Raw genomic sequence first — 17,453 nt, 5'->3', positions numbered from 1 at the left:
AAATAATATTTACAGATGTGCTCCCTATTATTGGTCATGCCCGAGATCCTTAGTCGGGCATCCATTCTGTTCAAAGTGGATTCCCGCCTTCGCGGGAATGACGGCCAAGAATGTGCAGACTATTATGAGACCATTAATAATACAGCGCGATAGGAAGAATTACTTGCCTCACTCCTAAACTTCTCCGGACATCTTTAGTGCGTATGATGGGCCGACTGCGATAAACGAATGCATTTAGGCTGGTGCATCGGCGGTTGTTATGAAACGGACTGCTATGAGAGAAGTAGGTTGACATAACAGTGGCGGAATCAAAAAACCCAACGCTCCAAGGACGCCGCCCTTTGGAGAAAGAAAGGAGACCACGTCGCGATTGCTGGGCTCTGACCGCATACACGAAGATTGCCGTTATAGAACACCCTTTGGGCGTTAACTCAAGAAAGTAAGGAGGCCAGACATGAAAAGGTCGTCAGTCGTTTTCTAGGTATTGTGCGTAATATTTGTGATGGCATCAGGAGCATTTGCACAGGAAGCTAAACCCTGTGCGGGGGACGTAGCAAAGTTCTGCGGGAATGTGAAACAAGGTGAGGGACGAATTGCAGGATGTTTGAAGCAAAATGAGACCCAACTTTCGCCGGCTTGCAAGATGCATCTTGCGCAGGCGAAAGAGGCCGTCAAGGAAGCGCATCAAGCCTGTGAGGACGATATCATGATGTATTGTCCGGGGGTTCAACCAGGAGGCGGACGGATAATGGAATGCCTGAAGGCGAATAAATCTCATCTCTCATTAAAGTGTAAGGCGAAACTGTTTAAGACAAAGGAGGAGATGAAATAAGAAAGGAGGACGTAGGAATGAAGACAAAGACAGTTGTACCAGCAGTCCTGGCCCTAAACGGTGCTGTTCTGTTAGCAGCATCGCCGGCCTTGTCTGTCGAGACCACTGGCGTGCCGGGTTCGCCCAGCGCCACAACCACCATCGACGGCAAGCAGCTCCCGCCGCCGCCGCAAAAGTTCGAGGGAAAGATCGGGAAGACCGCGCAGGAGTCAACGCCATACTGGCCGGCGCGGGTAGTGCCGCCCAAGGGAGCGCCGAACATCCTTTTGATAATGACCGATGATGCGGGCTACGGCGTCGCCAGTACCTTCGGCGGCGTAATCCCGACTCCTGCACTCGACCGCATCGCAAGAGACGGCCTGCGCTATACCAATTTTCACTCGACCGCGCTCTCCTCACCGACCAGAGCTGCACTTATCACCGGTCGCAACCACCATTCCACAGGTTACGGCGTCGTCGCTGAGCAGGCTACCGGCTTCCCAGGCTACGACAGCGTTATCACTAAAGACAAGGCTACCATCGGCCGCATCCTCAGGGACAATGGCTACAGCACAGCCTGGTTCGGCAAGAACCACAACACTCCTGAGTTCCAGTCGAGCCAGGCAGGTCCCTTCGACCAGTGGCCCATCGGCATGGGATTCGAGTACTTCTACGGCTTCATGGGAGGGGACACCAATCAATGGGAGCCGGGCAACCTCGTCCGCAATACCACGCCTATCTACCCTTATGTCGGCAAGCCGGGCTGGAACCTGACGACCGCCATGGCGGACGATGCCATCGACTATATGAACCGCATCAACGCCCTGGCTCCCGATCAGCCCTTCTTCATCAAGTACGTCCCTGGCGCGACTCACGCACCACACCATCCGACCAAGGAATGGGTGGACAAGATCAGCACCATGCACCTGTTCGATCAGGGCTGGAACAAGCTGCGCGAGACGATCTTCGCCAACCAGAAAAAGCTCGGCGTAATCCCGCAGGACGCCAAGTTGACCCCCTGGCCAGACGACCTTATCAAGAAGTGGGATCAGCTCACGCCTGATGAAAAGAAGCTGTTCATCAAACAGGTGGATGTCTTCGCGGCCTACGTGGCCTATGCTGACTACGAGATCGGCCGTGTGATTCAAGCAATCGAGGACATGGGCAAGCTCGACAATACGCTGATCATCTACATCGAGGGCGACAATGGCACAAGCGCCGAGGGGCAACCCAACGGCACCCCCAACGAGGTCGCGATGTTTAATAGCGCCAACCCTGGGGTTGAACTCCAGCTTAAGTACTTTTATGACGTCTGGGGTACCGACCGCACTTACAACCACATGTCGATAGGCTGGGCTTGGGCCTTCGATACGCCTTTCTCCTGGACCAAGCAGATCGTCTCACATTTCGGCGGCACTAAGCAAGGAATGGCGATCTCCTGGCCGAAGGTAATCAAGGATAAGGGAGGCATCCGTCACCAGTTCCACCATGTGATCGACATCGTCCCGACGATCCTTGAAGCTACCGGTATCGCGGCTCCGGAATACGTGGACGGCATCAAGCAGAGCCCTATCGAAGGCGTCAGCATGCTTTACACTTTCGACAAGAAGAATGAGAATGCGCAATCAACTCACAAGACCCAGTACTTCGAGATGTTCGGAGACCGGGCACTCTATCACGACGGCTGGATCGCCAGCACCAAGGTTGTACGTCCACCCTGGGACGTTGCTACACCGAAGTTTAACGTCCTCGAATACCCGTGGGAGCTGTACGACCTCTCGAAGGACTGGACGCAGGCCGACGACGTAGCGGCCAAGTACCCGGCTAAATTGAAGGAGCTCCAGGATCTCTTCTGGAAGGAGGCGGAGAAGTACCAGGTGCTGCCGCTCGACAATTCGGTCCAGACGCGCATCATCACGCCGCGGCCCAGCCTAACCGCAGGCCGGAACGTTTTCACATGGACACGCCCCCTTACCGGAATCCCCAACGGCGACGCGCCGAACCTCCTGAACAGTTCGTATAACTTCAAGGCCGAGGTCGAGATCCCGCAGGGCGGCGCTGAAGGCATGCTTATCACTCAAGGCGGCCGCTTTGGCGGTTACGGCTTCTATGTGCTTAAGGGCAAGCCGGTGTTTCTCTGGAACCTGGTGGACCTTAAGCGGATAAAGTGGGAAGGGCCGGAACTTACACCCGGCAATCACATGATTGAGTTCGACTTCAAGTACGCCGGGCTCGGTGCGGCGACGCTGGCGTTCGGCAGCCCAGTCGGCCTCGGACAGGGCGGCACCGGTGTCCTGAAAGTGGACGGAAAGGAGGTCGCGAATCAGAAGATGGAGCGCACAGTCCCGTTCATTCTACAGTGGGACGAGAGCCTTGACATTGGTTCCGATACTGGAACGCCGGTCAACGATGCGGATTACCAGGTGCCTTTTACCTTCACCGGCAAGATCAACAAGATCACCCTGACCATCGACCGGCCGAAGCTCTCGCCCGAGGACATCAAGAAACTCGAACAGGCGCAGCGGGACAAGAAGATGGGCGATTAGCATCATGAAGAATGCGGGCAGTCTCGAATGTGTCCGGGACTGCCTGTATCATTGCATTTGGGTACGCCAATGAGGAATACACGAGAGCGAAAGGATCTCACCAATTCGATGATTGGTCATGAACCGTCTCATAATAATATTTACAGGTTCTGCGCCTTATCCGTCATGCCCGAGGTTCTTAGTCGGGCATCCCTTTTGGTTAGTTGATCGGCACCTATTTCCAGGCGGTGGAGAAACAAACCTAATAATAGAAGAAGATGAGATGAATAGTAGGACTATGACTGATAAGAAAGGAAATGCCGGTAGAGAGCACAAAGGCGCAGGCCGGGGTATCCATGTCGTTGCAAAGCCTATCGGGCCGCTCTGCAATCTCGACTGCGTGTACTGCTTCTATCTCGAAAAGCAGGCCCTCTTCGGTCCGGGAGAGCAATACCGGATGTCTGATGATGTAATTTCCGCATTCATAAAGAACTACATCACGTCCCAGCCAGCTCCGGTCGTCGAATTCGTCTGGCAGGGTGGGGAACCGACCCTTCTGGGGATAGATTTCTTCAGGAGGGTGATTGAGTTGCAGAAGCCTTTTATGAGACAAAAAACGATCACCAATTCCCTCCAGACCAACGGAACGCTGCTCACGGACGAGTGGTGCCACTTCCTGAAGAAGCACAATTTCATGGTGGGGATCAGCCTTGACGGTCCAAGGGAAGTCCACAACCGTTACCGCCGGAACCGCAAAGGAAAAGGTACTTTTGATGACGTCAGGCGGGGACTGAGGTTATTGCAGAAACACAGGGTTGAACATAATGTGCTGACTTGTGTTGCCCGTGAGACGGCTAAATACCCGCTTGAGGTATACCGATTCTTAAGGAATGAGGGAGTGGAGTTCATCCAGTTCACACCGGTTGTGGAGCGCATGTCCGATGCATGCGGTACGCCCCATGGCCTTCGCCTTGCAGGGCCGGCAGCGCTTGACAGAGAAGAGCAGCAGACTGAGGTCACTCGCTGGACTGTGATCCCGGAAGAGTACGGCGACTTTCTTATCGCGATCTATGAAGAATGGGTGCGCCACGACGTGGGCAAGGTCTTTGTCATGAACTTCGAATGGGCGCTCAACGCATGGATCGGCAACCCTTCGCCGGTCTGCATCCATGCAAAGCAGTGCGGCCGTTGTGTCGTGATGGAGCACAACGGCGATGTCTATGCCTGTGATCACTGTGTCTATCCCGGATACAGACTGGGTAATGTCGTCACTGATTCGCTGTCACAGATGGTGGAGAGATCATTGCACTCTGGTTTCGGCGTGAGCAAGGAAACGGCGTTGCCGCGCTGGTGCAGGGAGTGTAAGGTCTTGGCGGCCTGCCAGGGCGGATGCCCCAAGCACCGCTTTGCAAGGACCAACTACAATGAGCCGGGTCTCCATTATCTTTGCCCAGGATACAAGAAGTTCTTTCTCCACATCCGGAAGTATTTGCATGCGATGACGCAGTTGTTAGGAAACGGGCTTCCCGTATCGTATATCATGGACGCGGCAAAGGGGCCGCTGGTGATAAAACTTGATGAAAAGTAAGAGACGCTTCAAGGGGCAAGGCACGCAGCATCATGAATAACACCATAAGGAGGACACAATGAGAGCGAAAAACGGTGAAGTTCAGCAAGCGAGAAAAATGGAGCATCTGGTTCGTGGTATTCTTTGTCTGCTGGGAATTCTTCTCCTGAGCGGTCCTTTGGCCTCTGCGCAGGAGCCCGGGGCGAACCAGCAGATCCTCGCGGCCGTCGGTCAGCAGATAGGTCAGAGCATGCAGGCCCTTACCGGTTATTCCTATCAGCAGCGGACCGAGGTGCAGGTGAATGGGGAGACCAAGAGCGTACAGCTCGCGCAGGTCGCCTTTGGACCTGATAAGCAGCCGCTGATCACGCCGATCAGCTCACAGCCGTCAGAGGACACCGGACGAGGTCTGCGAGGCCGGATCAAGAGAGAGAAGGCGGAGGAGATGAAGGAAGAGGTCCAGCAGCTGGCCCAATTAGCCAACGGCTATCTTATGTTAAAAGGAGCGCAGATCCAGCAGCTCATCCAGCAGGGACAGGTGTGGGTGAATCCGGGCTCCGGTAGCGTTCGCGTTGACGTTTCAAATTTCTTGCAGCCGGGCGATCACATGACCATGAACTGTGACGGGATGACGAAGAACCGGATGCAGGCCCAGGTACAGGCTGTTTCAAACGGGACACCATTGACGATCAACGCCGTGTTTCAGACGCTGCCGACAGGCCTGGACTACCTTGCGCAGACGACGATCAATGTCCCGTCAAAGGGGCTTCAGATTACTATCAATACCTTGAATTACATAAAGCAATAGGAGAAATGAAGCAGGCAAAAAAGAACCACCATGTCTCCGGGTCTATTGGCCGAGAAGTGCGAGGGCGTTGAGCAGCGGAGCACTGGAGATCTTGATCAACCCTGCGTAAGGCTGGTCCAACTCCAGAATCAGAAAGAGCGAACTCGCGGCCGACACCGCGCAGACAAACAGAACAATAATCACCGATGTATTGCGAGAAGTGAAGAGCCCAAAGTTAAAGAAGATGATGGTGAGCCAGCAAATCAACAGCACGAGGAACGGCATGGGGATTGAGCTCTGCCCTGCCTGGGCGATAAGGAGCCAACGCCCTTCTTGGATGTCACCGCTGATCTGCAAGGCCTGCGCCAGAAGTCGGCGCTGGTCGTCGTTCCGTGGGGATAGTTGTCGGAGCTTATCATCGAGACTTTCTACGTCGCCCTCTACATGGCCGGCCTTTTCAAATGCTATCTCGTTCTTCTCTTCAGGCCAGATCCGCTTGATCGCGTTTGTGACTGTACGACGCAGAACAGCGCGGGATTCCCTCGCCTCCGGTCCGTAACGGGCCATGGTGCGGTCAAGCAGGATGACCTTCGATGCGGTCTGCCTGAGCCCGTTGTTCATCGTGTCAAACGTACCCTTTGCCGAGGAGATGAGCAGGCCGAGGACAAGAGCGGCCATCGTCGCGATCATGCCGGTCCCCATCTTCATGACATCCCTCGAATCAGCGGTCAGATGATGTTCGGGCAGATAGGCGCGAAGGATCATGCCGAGAAGCGCGCTACCGAAGACGCTTGCAAGAGCGATCAAAAAGATTGCAATCGGGCTCATTTTCAGCCTCCAGTTTTGATGATTACTACTATTATACCCTACATGATATCACATGCAATGTCATTTAGAAATCGTTGCCCACGTGAGTCGGTTTCGATTATTAGGAGGGCCCTGTTATTCCAAACTACCTAACGTGAGAGAGAAGAACCGACATCTCAGTTTCATGTCTTATCCGCAGAGGACATAAGATAACTGCAATACCAAATATCTTAATTGACTAGCCCCATGATTCATGATAAAAGAAGAATAGAGTACATTCGATCATTGACGACACACAGAAATTTTAGTCAGTGGAGACGGTGAAGCAACTCTTATTTTTTGCGACGAGCCTGGCGAGGGTTTCCGACAGGAGAGGAGGACGTAGATGAGAAGAAAAAACGTTGTACCAGCATTCCCTGAGTTTTCAGGTGCAGCTCCTTTTTCCGAAATAGGAGGAGTGAAATGTTTTGATCCACCAAACTAAGGAGATTGGGAGAACATGAGAACAATTGAATGCATAATCACTTGTTTGGTACTGATTCTGTTTGCAGCGGTAACGAGTTTTGCCCAGGACCCGGGGTGGCCCCGCCAACGCATCGAAAACGGAAACACGCTTATCCTGTACCAGCCGCAGGTTGATGACTGGAAGAACTTCACGGAGCTCGATTGGCGACAGGCCTTCACGCTCACTCCTCAAGGCGGGAAGCAGGTTGTCGGCGTGGGGGTGATGACAGCCCACACAGAAGTCGACACCGTCAACAAGATGGTGCTGCTCACAAACATAAAGATCGTGCAGCTCCACTTTCCCTCTCTGGACGCCGAAACCACCGCACGGATGAATGAACTGGCAAGGACTTTCCTGCCGCAGACCGTCTCCATTTCCCTTCAGCGGCTCGTGGCGTGCGTTCCCAAAAAGGAATCCGTGCCCGGTATGCGACTGAGAAATGATCCACCGGTAATCTTCGTCAGCTATAAACCGGCGATCCTCCTGGATGTGGACGGCCAGCCGGTCCGCGGAGCAATCCGGAATACTTCTCTCGAATATGTCGTCAACACACGCTGGCCGCTGTTTTTCGACCCGACGAACTCCATGTTCTATCTGTTTGCGGGCGAGCAGTGGCTTGCATCGCCGACACTTGAGGGGCCGTGGGCGGGGGCGAAGAAATTGCCGAAAGACATGAAGAGGGTGGTGAAAGAGGAACAGTGGAACGCCCTGAAGGCATTTGTCCCGCCGCCCCCTCCAAAATCCGATTCTGTAGTGCCGGCGGTATACTACAGCACCAGCCCTGCGGATATCATTCTCTTTAATGGGAAACCTGCCTATGCCCAAATCCCGGGGACCCTGCTCCAGTATGCCACGAACACCATGAGCTATCTCTTTCTTTACACCTCGGCGAACAGATATTACTATCTCACCGCAGGCCGCTGGTTCAGCGCCGACAGCCTCGACGGCCCGTGGACCTTTGCTACGCCGAATCTTCCGGTGGACTTTGCCCAAATTCCGCCGAACAGTCCTGCCGCGCAGGTGCTGGCATCAGTCCCCGGGACCGAGGAGGCAAAAGACGCGGTGCTGATGGCCCAGATCCCTACGACGGTGACCGTGGACCCTGCGGCTGCGGCGGCAAATGCCAAAGTGACCTATGACGGGACTCCTCAGTTTGTTCCCATCGAAGGGACGTCGCTCTATTACGCCACGAACACGTCACAAAAGGTGATCCAGGTGGGCGACCTCTACTACCTTTGCCTTCAGGGCATCTGGTTTGTATCGACGACTCCCCAGGGTCCCTGGCAGACTGCCCAATCCGTTCCTCAGGTGATATACACCATTCCCCCCAGTTCGCCGGTTTACAACGTAACCTATGTTACGCAGGTCACTACCACAGATGGCAGCGTGCAGGCCAGCTATACCGCCGGATACACGGGTGCCTTTGTGATGGGGGTAGCGACGGGAGCCATTATCGCCGGAGGGACGGGGTACTACTATCCTCCTTACGTCGGCGCTTATCCTGTCTATGGGTATCCCGCGTACTACCCGACCCCGTACACCTATGGCGCGGGGTCTTACTACAATTCGGCGACAGGCGCCTATGGTGTCTCTCAGACGGCATACGGCCCGTATGGGTCGGCTACGAGAACGGCATCGTACAACCCGTATACAGGGACGTACGCACGCACCGCCTCTGCTTCGACCGCCTATGGCAGCGCTGCTGTCGGGCAGGCGTATAACCCGTACACCGGCACCTATGGCGCTACGAAGCAGGGCTCCAATGCCTATGCCCAGTGGGGCAGCTCCGTAGTGTCTAAGGGAGGCCAGACGGCATACACGCAGCACTACACCACTGCTCAAGGGACGACCGGATCAGTGCAGACATCCTCAGGAGGGAAAGCAGCGGGCGCATCTACTGCATACGGAACAACCGCCGCGGGCAAGACCGCGAGCGGCGACATGTATGCCGGCCATGACGGCAACGTTTATAAGAATACAGGTTCCGGATGGGAAAAATATGACAACGGAAGCTGGAGCAGCGTGCAGAAACCAGCTACCCCGACAAGCACGACGCAGCAGAAACCGACCTCTACTCAGGGAACCTCTGCGCAGCAACACCCTTCGTCCTCCGAGCGTTCTGAAGGCAGTCAGCAGATGGAGCGACTGCAACAAGAGGCGCAGAACCGACAGAGGGGTGCGCAGTCGAGCGAGCGATTCCAGCAATTTCAGCGGTCCAGCGGAGGCTGGGGCGACGGAGGCGGAAGAAGTTTTGGCGGAGGCGGTCGTGGTCGTCGCTAGGGATAACCGTAGTATTGCAAAGAACTGTCAGGCAGGCATGGATCGAAGCCCTGCACATGCGATGGGCTTCCGGCGGTGCGGCACTCAGAGGTCTTCACCGAAAGTGACTCTTGTATTGAGCAACCGGCGGCAGTCGGTAACCATCAAAGGTATCGCAATACAAGGCTTCTCACCACTCCTGCCTTACCTAACATAATGGTTTTGCGACTGTAGGGATAATTTTCGTGCAGTCTTGGAAAATAGTGCGCCCCTGGGGCGTACATCCACATCTCAAGAGGAGACTAGAACATGAAGAGACGGCAGAAAGCATTTATTGTGACAATCGTATTCCAATCGTTGGGGATCTTTTTCTGCACTCAGGCATTTGCACAGGAAGGGGTCCAGACTTACTCCGGTGACCTGTGGTCGAGATCGACCCTGACCGGCGATTGGGGCGGGGCCCGTAATGATCTGGCCAAGAAGGGCGTGACCCTCGATCTGAATCTCACCCAGATCGGTCAGGGCAACGTCAGCGGGGGGAAGAGCATAGGATGGGAGTACGGAGGCCGGGGGAATCTCACGCTCAACCTGGATACGCAGAAAATGGGGTTGTGGCCGGGAGGGTTCTTGACGGTGGAGGCGGAGGGCACTTTCGGCAATTCCATCAACGCCAAGACCGGTTCGCTCATGGCTGTCAACAGCAATCAGATATATCCGATGCCCAACAGCGATCAGTTCAATATTCCCAATGTGACCTTCACCCAGTTCTTTTCGCATTATGTCGGAGTGACAACGGGGAAAATGGACACCACCTCAGGAGATGCAAACGAGTTTGCCCACGGCAAAGGGGACACCCAGTTCTTCAACCTTGCATTCAACATAAACCCGGTAGCACTCGTGACCGTACCGTATTCCACACTCGGTGCGGGCCTCATAGTACTCCCAACCAGCGACCCCAATGCTGCCCTCATAACGGTGATGGCTATGAGCAGTGACGGGAGGGCAAACTCCGACGGCTTCAATGACCTCTTCAAGGGCAACACCACTTATGCAGCGTCAGGGCGGTTGAGGACTGACTTCTTCGGGATGACGGGGCACCAATCAGTCACTGCAACCTATTCGACCAAGAACTACACCTCTATTAGTCAGAGCCTGCGCTTGTTTGTAGAGAATCGCAGCATTCAGGAAAAGGACAACTCCTGGTCGTTCTTCTATAACTTCGACCAGTACGTGTATGAGCCGAGAAAAGGTTCGGGTCAGGGAATCGGCATGTTCGGCCGCTTTGGGGCTTCGGACGGTAATCCGAACCCCGTTCACTATTTCTTCAGCATAGGCTTGGGTGGAAAGGGCGTAATTCCCCGCCGGCCCCTTGATGAATTCGGACTTGGATACTACTATATGGATGTCAAGAATCCGAACTTCACCGGTCCCCGTGAGACCAGAGAGTTTCTGAGGGATGAGCAGGGTTTTGAGGCATACTACAGTTTCGCCATAACGCCGTGGATGAAGCTGAGCCCCGACATACAGGTAATAAGGCCTAGCCAGAAAGAGGTCATCAAGCTCAGAACAGGGGACATCCTTGGAAGACCGGTGCCGACGGTTGTCAGGGAGGACATAGATACGGCAGTCGTCCCCGGCCTGAGGCTCCAGGTGATTTTCTGATTGACTTGTCAAAATTCTGTGATAGGCTTTAATAAAGTGTGCAAGAAAGATTAAGGAGGAGTCATGAAGAAGATATGAACGGTGATCGCACGGTGGCATTTGATGCCCGAAATGAATGACTGGGTGCAGTCAAAACAGAAAAGGAGGATTTCTCAATGAGAAAACGTGAATTGAAGAAAAGACTGTCTTTGGCGGTCATCCTCGTAACCGCGCTCTCGATGCTGTCCTGTATCGCCGCTGTCCCCATTATTGTAATGAAGGTCAGAGAGGCAAACCAGTCCAAGCTGACGGCTGAGATGCCCGCGCCGCCGGAAAAGGTCTTCAACATGGCGGTGGAAATGGCAGAGGAAAAGAATGTGCAGATACTTAAGAAGGAAGAAGATAAACGCTATCTCGAAGTGACGGATGGTGTGCAGACAGCCTCATTAAAGGCTGAGGAATCGGGAACCTACAACAGCAAGGTGACGGTCATCACCTCCATCAAAACGGAAGAGGAAAAGGAAAAGAAGAAAGAGCAGGAACAGGAACTGGGACAGCGCATTATGAATCGTCTCTGCGAGCGGCTCAAGGTGCAGTGCACGATTGAGCAGAAGTGAGTTCTCGACGAGCAAGGAGAGCACTGAGAGAATTAACCATGTCAGCAGTGCAGCACGATGTGGAGAAAAGAGCGGTGCCTGAACTGAGGTTTCAAAGGCCCGACGGAAAGAGCCTTGTCGTCGCTCTTTCGGGAGACTGGAAGATCGAAAATAAGCTTCCCTCCGTTGATGAGGTCCAGAAACAGATCGGCTCCGGGACCCCTGTGGAGCGCCTTCTTTTTGCCACGGAGGGGCTCGGAGGCTGGGACAGCGGTCTGTTGACCTTCCTCACTCATATCATAGGTCTCTGTTCAGGGAGCAATATCCCTGTTGAAAAAGAAGGACTCCCACAGGGAGTGCGAAGACTGCTCGACCTCGCCTCTGCGGTGCCTGAAAGGAAAGGGGCAAGGAGGGAGGCAGCCAAGATCTCTTTTCTGGAGGGAGTCGGCGGGTCGGCAGTCGCTTTCTGGAAAGCGACCAAAGAAATGCTCGCCTTTATCGGAGAAGCGCTTATTGCCGTCCTGCGTTTCTTTGCAGGCAAGGCGAGGTTTAAGCGGTCGGACCTCTTTCTTACCATGCAGGAATGCGGCGCTCAGGCACTCCCCATTGTATCGTTGATCAGTCTTCTCGTCGGCCTCATTCTTGCTTTTGTGGGCGCGATACAGCTCAAGATATTCGGCGCCCAGATTTATGTCGCCAGTCTCGTCGGTATCGCCATGGTCCGCGTGATGGGCGCCGTCATGACCGGGATCATCATGTCGGGCAGGACGGGCGCAGCCTTTGCTGCCCAGCTGGGAACGATGCAGGTGAATGAGGAGATCGACGCATTGCAGACCATGGGATTTTCTGCGATGGAGTTTCTTGTGTTGCCGCGCATGCTGGCCCTCGTTTTCATGATGCCGCTCCTCTGCCTTTACGCCGACCTTATGGGCATTTTAGGGGGATTTCTTGTTGGCGTCGGTATGCTCGACCTCGGGGTGATGGAGTATTTCAACCAGACCAAGGCATCGGTGAGGTTGAATGATCTCTGGATCGGGCTGTTTCATGGAGCTGTCTTCGGCGTCATTGTTGCGTTGTCGGGATGTCTTAGGGGAATACAGTGCGGTCGAAGCGCTTCTGCCGTTGGAGACGCAACGACATCGGCGGTCGTCACATCGATCGTGAGCATCATCGTTGCAACGGCGATCATCACCGTTGTCTGTAATGTTATCGGGATATAGGGGAAGAGATGATGGAAAAGGGAGAGGCAAAGATTGTGGTAGAGGAAATGACGATGGCCTACGGAGATTTCGTCATCCAGCACGACCTGAACTTTACGATCAATAAAGGGGATATCTTCATCATCATGGGTGGGAGCGGCTGCGGCAAGTCCACCCTCCTTCGGAATATGGTTGGGCTCGTAAGGCCCGCAAAAGGAAAGGTGTTCTATGACGGCGTGAGTTTCTGGGACGCCGAGAGCGAGGAGCAGGAGCGCATCATGAAGCGCTTCGGGATACTCTACCAGAGCGGCGCGCTCTGGAGCTCTCTGACCCTTGCAGAAAATGTTGCACTTCCCCTTGAGGAGTATACGGACTTGAGCAAAGACCCGATAAAGGAACTCGTCTCGCTCAAGCTTTCCCTTGTCGGCCTTTCAGGTTTTGAGGACTTCTACCCCTCCGAGATCAGCGGCGGCATGAAAAAGCGGGCCGCGCTTGCGAGGGCCATGGCGCTGGACCCGGACATCCTGTTCTTCGATGAGCCGTCGGCCGGACTCGACCCGCTCAGCGCAAAGCTCCTCGACGACCTGATCCTCGAACTACGGGAGAGTCTCGGATCAACGGTCGTTGTTGTGACCCATGAGCTGGCAAGCATCTTTGCCATCGGCAACAACTCGGTCTTCCTTGACCCCGTTACAAAGACGATGATAGCGACAGGGGACCCGAAGTGGCTGCGCGACCATTCGCCGGACATGCGGGTGAGAAATTTTCTCGCAAGGGGAGAGGCTGAAGCAGCGGTGAAGTGACAAAGGGCAACACGTTCAAGGAGAAATGATATGAGCAAGAAAACGAACAAGACTCTCATCGGGGCCTTTGTTGTGGGCGCCATAGCCCTGGTTGTCGCCGGTGTCCTCATCTTCGGTTCCGGGAAATTCCTGCGCAAAACGATGCAGTATGTTATGTTCTTCGATGCATCGGTGAAAGGGCTTCAGGTGGGCGCTCCGGTGACCTTCCGTGGAGTAAAGATAGGCGAAGTTACCGATATCGCTCTCCGTTTCGATCCCCAGACCCTGTCCGTCGTGACCCCTGTCTACGTCGAAATCGATCCTGAAAAATTCTCAGGAATTAGCGAACAGAAAAAGACGAAACCCTATCAGTATTACCGGGCCCTCCTGGACAAGGGTCTGAAGGCGAGGCTCGAACTGCAGAGCTTCGTGACCGGGCTGCTCATGATAGGCGTCGATTTCTATCCTGAAAAGCCGATCAGACTGGTCGGCCTCGATAAGAAATATCACGAGATCCCGACAATCCCTACGCAAATGGAGGAATTGCAGAAGACGATCCAAAATCTGCCGTTGAAGGAGATAACGGAGAACCTCAACAGGACGCTTGCTGGGATAAACGAGATAGTCCGTTCCCCTGAACTCCATGGAAGTCTTGAGTCTTTGAACCAGACGCTCAAGAGCGTCGATAAGCTCGTGAAGAATATTGACACCCAGATAGGTCCCCTCACTGCGAGCTTAACGAGCACGTCTGATGCTGCCCGGGGCACCTTTGCCCAGGCAGAAAAGACCCTTGCCTTCAAAGAGGGGGTTCCGGGAGAGATCGCATCCAGCATAAAGGACACCCTGAAGGCGGCCAGACTCGCGCTGGAAGAGACGCAGCAGGCAGTCCGTGGGGTGAAGGAGATCACTGCACAGAATGCAAATCTCGGTTATGAGATCAACAGGTCTGCCGAACAGATGACCGCCCTTTCCCGCTCCCTCCGTTCTCTGACGGACTACATCGACCGCCATCCTGAAGCCTTCATAAAAGGGAAAAATCCTTCTAAAGGAGAATGAAATGAGAACAATGCTCTCTTGCCGGCTTTCATCATCTATCCTCGGGGCCTTCCTGATCGTCCTGACCGGATGTGCAAGTTCACCGCCGTCGAGGTTTTATCAGTTGAATCCGGTAAACCCTCAGACTGTGGCGAAGCAGGATAGCCCAAGCCAGGGCAATGTGATCGTTGCCGTAGGTCCTATTCGCATACCAGACTATCTGGACCGCCCCCAGATCGTAACCCGTTCAGGACAGAACGAGCTTAAACTCTCCGAATTCGACCGGTGGGCGGGTTCGCTCGAGAACGATATCATTCTGGCCCTTGTGGATGGCATCTCATCGCAACTCCCGGGGGACCGTTTTTCCGTTATGCGCTGGTCACCGCTCCTTGAGAGTAAGGTGCCAAGTTCATACAGGATCGAAGTGCAGATAATCCGTTTCGAGGGAACTCCGGGGGGCTCAGTGACCTTGCGGGCGCTCAGCGGGATTTTCGGAAAGGACAGAGGGTTGTTATTCCACAGAGAATTCGGCATCAGCGAACAGGTGAGCGGCAGCAGTTATGATGACCTCATTGATGCTATGAGCAAGGCCCTCGAGAGCCTGAGTCGGAATATCGCGGAGGAGATGAAGGCTGTTGTTCAGCGTGACGATGAAATGAGGAAGAAGGGATGAGAGAGAAGGTCCTCATCTTTGGGGCCGTTTTCCTGTGCCTCCTGTCGGGGTATCCCGTTTCTGCTCAGGGTGAAGAGAGTATATCGGTATCTTGTTATGTCGGTGACCCTGACGACAACCACCAGGTGGGCGATGTGGAAGTCTTTACCGGTTCCGTTGCGGCAGGCACGTGCAACACGGTCTACGATGACTGCAAAGGAAACTGTACGGGCTGCTATATCTCTGAGGATGGCTCACAAATTTGCATAGACGCAACGGGAAGACGATATACCAGGCAGTAGGGGACGTTTTGCCGAAATATCGGCAGCTTTACCGAAATATCGGCAACGGTGAATCCCTGTCGGATTCCTTCTGCCGTTAGCCTTTGCATGAAAACCCTTCTATAAAGCTGAGTTAGTTCAACAAACTTACCACGTCTTGGCGACGGCAGGCGAATTGCTTCTGGAAGAGGGGATCACTGCATGATGAGCGATCAAGCGGTTCATCTGTTCGAACAGGATGTTCAGAGAAGCCGTTACACGATAAGGAAGCCACAGGGGGAAGGAGCGAGACATTGATCTATGCGATGGCGAGGATGACGATCCCGTTCAAGAAGCTCGATGAAGCGCTTGAAATTCTCGGTTCCGTTGTTCAGCGTGTCAGGTTTGATTCGGGATGTCTCAGCTGCAATGTTTACCGGGACGTGGATTCGGAGAATGATGTTATGATCGAAGAAATTTGGAACGATGAAAAAGACCTTGCGAGTCATCTCCGATCGAGTGAGTACCAGAAGATACTCCTTGTTGTTGAAATGGCATCCGCCCCGCCCGAGATCAAGTTCTATTCGATACTGAACGCCACCGGCGTCGAGACCATAGAAAAGGCAAGAACTGCCGTGAGAGAGGAGATAAGAGTTGAAGAGTAGGGCGCGGGGAGCCTGATGGAAAAATCGCGCTGAGTCGGTCTGCCTGCTCTTACCAAAAGGGCGCGCAGTTTGACAACGATAGAGAGGGATGGAAAATGCTTGGTCCTGAAGAACGATCTGAAATAAGGAGGCTTTCTCTCATGAAACTCGATTGGGCAAAGGTATCTGCGAGGGTCTCATCGTTTGCGTCTTTTTCGACGGCCGTGGTCTTGTGCTCAGCAGTGCTCCTCAGCGACTGCAAGAAGGAAGAGAAGGTAGCGCCTCCTCCTCCGGTTGTTGAAGTGGCGAATGTCGTTCAGAAAGATGTCCCTATCTCTGCTGAATGGGTCGGCACTACCGACGGGTTTATCAATGCAACCATCCGGGCACAGGTCCAGGGTTATCTCATCAAGCAGAATTACAAGGAGGGCGATATCGTAAAGAAAGGACAGGTCCTCTTCGAGATCGACCCACGGACCTTTGAGGCGGCCCTTGAACAGGCTAAGGGAGCACTCGGGGCACAGCAGGCGCGGTGGGACACTGCCAAGGCAAATCTGAAGCGCATAAAACCCCTTGCTGAGCAAAATGCGGTGAGCCAGAAGGACCTTGACGACGCCACCGGTTTCGAGCAGGAATCGCACGCGGCGGTCCTTGGCGCACAGGCGAGCGTCGACAAGGCGCAGTTGGAGCTCGGCTTCACAAAGGTCACCTCCCTCGTTGACGGCATCGCAGGCATTGCCAAGGCACAGATCGGCAATCTCGTGGGTCCGGGTGCGATGGAGGAGTTGACCACGGTTTCGACCGTGGACCCCATAAAAGTCTATATTCAGATCAGCGAGCAGGAGTACCTGCGTCTTGCTGAAGCGAGAAAGAAGAACCAACAGCGCGGGCCGATTGAGCTGATCCTTGCCAACGGAGCAGTCTATCCGCACAAAGGCGAGTTTGCCTTTGCAGACCGCCAGGTCGATGTCAGGACAGGGACCATAAAGGTTGGCATCCTCTTCCCCAATCCGGGCAACCTTCTCAGGCCGGGGCAGTTTGGCAAGGTCCGTGCGGTGGTGGATGAAAGGATCGGCGCCCTGCTCGTACCTCAGCGGGCAGTGGCTGAAATGCAGGGGAGAAACCTCGTTGCGGTCGTTGGGCAGGACAATAAAGCCACAATCAAACCGGTGACGGTGGCCGAACAGGTTGGCTCTGATTACATCATTACTCAGGGGCTGAAGCCCGGAGAGAAGGTGGTTATCGAAGGTGTCCAGAAGGTGAAAGAGGGACAGGTGGTCGCACCGAAGCCTTATGAGCCCGGGAAACCGGCTGGTTCTCCAGAGGGGTCCGGCAAGACAGAGGCAAAACCTGCCTCTGCTCCCGCTGAAAAGAGGTAATCGG

At 54.3% G+C, this 17,453-nt stretch carries 14 protein-coding genes; 13 read left to right on the top strand and 1 reads right to left on the bottom strand.

Features of this window, described 5'->3' with window-relative positions:
- Positions 1-849: 849 nt before the first annotated feature.
- From VFG09_02035 to VFG09_02025, 3 genes are all read left to right on the top strand, one after another.
- Positions 850-3,357, top strand: coding sequence for an arylsulfatase (locus VFG09_02035; protein ID HET6513911.1), 2,508 nt, complete (start codon positions 850-852; stop codon positions 3,355-3,357).
- Positions 3,358-3,634: 277 nt separating this feature from the next.
- Positions 3,635-4,924 (top strand): anaerobic sulfatase maturase, encoded by a 1,290-nt coding sequence (locus VFG09_02030; GenBank protein ID HET6513910.1) that lies wholly within the window; start codon positions 3,635-3,637, stop codon positions 4,922-4,924.
- 58 nt (positions 4,925-4,982) lie between these two features.
- Positions 4,983-5,711: a hypothetical protein gene (locus VFG09_02025; GenBank protein HET6513909.1), complete on the top strand. Its 729-nt coding sequence runs from the start codon at positions 4,983-4,985 to the stop codon at positions 5,709-5,711.
- A gap of 42 nt (positions 5,712-5,753) precedes the next feature.
- On the opposite strand, the gene VFG09_02020 is transcribed toward VFG09_02025, so the two are convergent.
- Entirely contained in the window at positions 5,754-6,518 is a 765-nt protein-coding gene (locus VFG09_02020) for a hypothetical protein (GenBank protein HET6513908.1), read from the bottom strand.
- Positions 6,519-6,996: 478 nt separating this feature from the next.
- On the opposite strand from VFG09_02020, the gene VFG09_02015 reads away from it, so the two are divergent.
- The 10 genes from VFG09_02015 to VFG09_01970 all read left to right on the top strand — a co-directional run bounded on the left by VFG09_02015 (position 6,997) and on the right by VFG09_01970 (position 17,449).
- Positions 6,997-9,282, top strand: a complete 2,286-nt coding sequence (locus tag VFG09_02015) for a hypothetical protein (GenBank protein HET6513907.1) — start codon at positions 6,997-6,999, stop codon at positions 9,280-9,282.
- A 288-nt stretch (positions 9,283-9,570) separates the two neighbouring features.
- On the top strand, positions 9,571-10,923 hold the full coding sequence (locus tag VFG09_02010) for a carbohydrate porin (protein ID HET6513906.1): 1,353 nt from the start codon (positions 9,571-9,573) through the stop codon (positions 10,921-10,923).
- Between the two features lie 155 nt (positions 10,924-11,078).
- Positions 11,079-11,519, top strand: coding sequence for a hypothetical protein (locus VFG09_02005; GenBank protein ID HET6513905.1), 441 nt, complete (start codon positions 11,079-11,081; stop codon positions 11,517-11,519).
- A 38-nt stretch (positions 11,520-11,557) separates the two neighbouring features.
- Positions 11,558-12,718, top strand: coding sequence for an ABC transporter permease (locus VFG09_02000; protein ID HET6513904.1), 1,161 nt, complete (start codon positions 11,558-11,560; stop codon positions 12,716-12,718).
- A gap of 8 nt (positions 12,719-12,726) precedes the next feature.
- Positions 12,727-13,500: an ATP-binding cassette domain-containing protein gene (locus VFG09_01995; protein ID HET6513903.1), complete on the top strand. Its 774-nt coding sequence runs from the start codon at positions 12,727-12,729 to the stop codon at positions 13,498-13,500.
- Between the two features lie 30 nt (positions 13,501-13,530).
- The gene (locus VFG09_01990) at positions 13,531-14,535 is read left to right on the top strand and encodes an MlaD family protein (GenBank protein HET6513902.1); all 1,005 of its coding nucleotides are present in this window, start codon (positions 13,531-13,533) and stop codon (positions 14,533-14,535) included.
- A 1-nt stretch (position 14,536) separates the two neighbouring features.
- Complete coding sequence (locus VFG09_01985) at positions 14,537-15,187, top strand: PqiC family protein (protein HET6513901.1); 651 nt, start codon at positions 14,537-14,539, stop codon at positions 15,185-15,187.
- Positions 15,184-15,468, top strand: coding sequence for a hypothetical protein (locus VFG09_01980; GenBank protein ID HET6513900.1), 285 nt, complete (start codon positions 15,184-15,186; stop codon positions 15,466-15,468). The genes VFG09_01985 and VFG09_01980 overlap by 4 nt, the downstream gene beginning before the upstream one ends.
- Before the next feature lie 272 nt (positions 15,469-15,740).
- A complete protein-coding gene (locus VFG09_01975) occupies positions 15,741-16,091 on the top strand; it encodes an antibiotic biosynthesis monooxygenase (protein HET6513899.1) in 351 nt (116 codons plus the stop codon).
- Positions 16,092-16,231: 140 nt separating this feature from the next.
- On the top strand, positions 16,232-17,449 hold the full coding sequence (locus VFG09_01970; protein HET6513898.1) for an efflux RND transporter periplasmic adaptor subunit: 1,218 nt from the start codon (positions 16,232-16,234) through the stop codon (positions 17,447-17,449).
- Positions 17,450-17,453: the final 4 nt, after the last annotated feature.

Source organism: Thermodesulfovibrionales bacterium (genome assembly GCA_035686305.1).
Classification (GTDB): domain Bacteria; phylum Nitrospirota; class Thermodesulfovibrionia; order Thermodesulfovibrionales; family UBA9159; genus DASRZP01.
Note: the sequence above shows the minus strand (reverse complement) of the source record. Positions and strands in the feature narration are given on the sequence as shown.

What these genes read in the sequence shown, in the direction of transcription:
- VFG09_02035 (HET6513911.1), top strand. Translation starts at nt 850, where the DNA reads ATGAAGACAAAGACAGTTGTACCAGCAGTCCTGGCCCTAAACGGTGCT.
- VFG09_02000 (HET6513904.1), top strand. Translation starts at nt 11,558, where the DNA reads ATGTCAGCAGTGCAGCACGATGTGGAGAAAAGAGCGGTGCCTGAACTG.
- VFG09_01980 (HET6513900.1), top strand. Translation starts at nt 15,184, where the DNA reads ATGAGAGAGAAGGTCCTCATCTTTGGGGCCGTTTTCCTGTGCCTCCTG.
- VFG09_02005 (HET6513905.1), top strand. Translation starts at nt 11,079, where the DNA reads ATGAGAAAACGTGAATTGAAGAAAAGACTGTCTTTGGCGGTCATCCTC.
- VFG09_01985 (HET6513901.1), top strand. Translation starts at nt 14,537, where the DNA reads ATGAGAACAATGCTCTCTTGCCGGCTTTCATCATCTATCCTCGGGGCC.
- VFG09_02020 (HET6513908.1), bottom strand. Translation starts at nt 6,518, where the DNA reads ATGAGCCCGATTGCAATCTTTTTGATCGCTCTTGCAAGCGTCTTCGGT.
- VFG09_01990 (HET6513902.1), top strand. Translation starts at nt 13,531, where the DNA reads ATGAGCAAGAAAACGAACAAGACTCTCATCGGGGCCTTTGTTGTGGGC.
- VFG09_02030 (HET6513910.1), top strand. Translation starts at nt 3,635, where the DNA reads ATGACTGATAAGAAAGGAAATGCCGGTAGAGAGCACAAAGGCGCAGGC.
- VFG09_02015 (HET6513907.1), top strand. Translation starts at nt 6,997, where the DNA reads ATGAGAACAATTGAATGCATAATCACTTGTTTGGTACTGATTCTGTTT.
- VFG09_01995 (HET6513903.1), top strand. Translation starts at nt 12,727, where the DNA reads ATGATGGAAAAGGGAGAGGCAAAGATTGTGGTAGAGGAAATGACGATG.
- VFG09_02010 (HET6513906.1), top strand. Translation starts at nt 9,571, where the DNA reads ATGAAGAGACGGCAGAAAGCATTTATTGTGACAATCGTATTCCAATCG.
- VFG09_01970 (HET6513898.1), top strand. Translation starts at nt 16,232, where the DNA reads ATGAAACTCGATTGGGCAAAGGTATCTGCGAGGGTCTCATCGTTTGCG.
- VFG09_02025 (HET6513909.1), top strand. Translation starts at nt 4,983, where the DNA reads ATGAGAGCGAAAAACGGTGAAGTTCAGCAAGCGAGAAAAATGGAGCAT.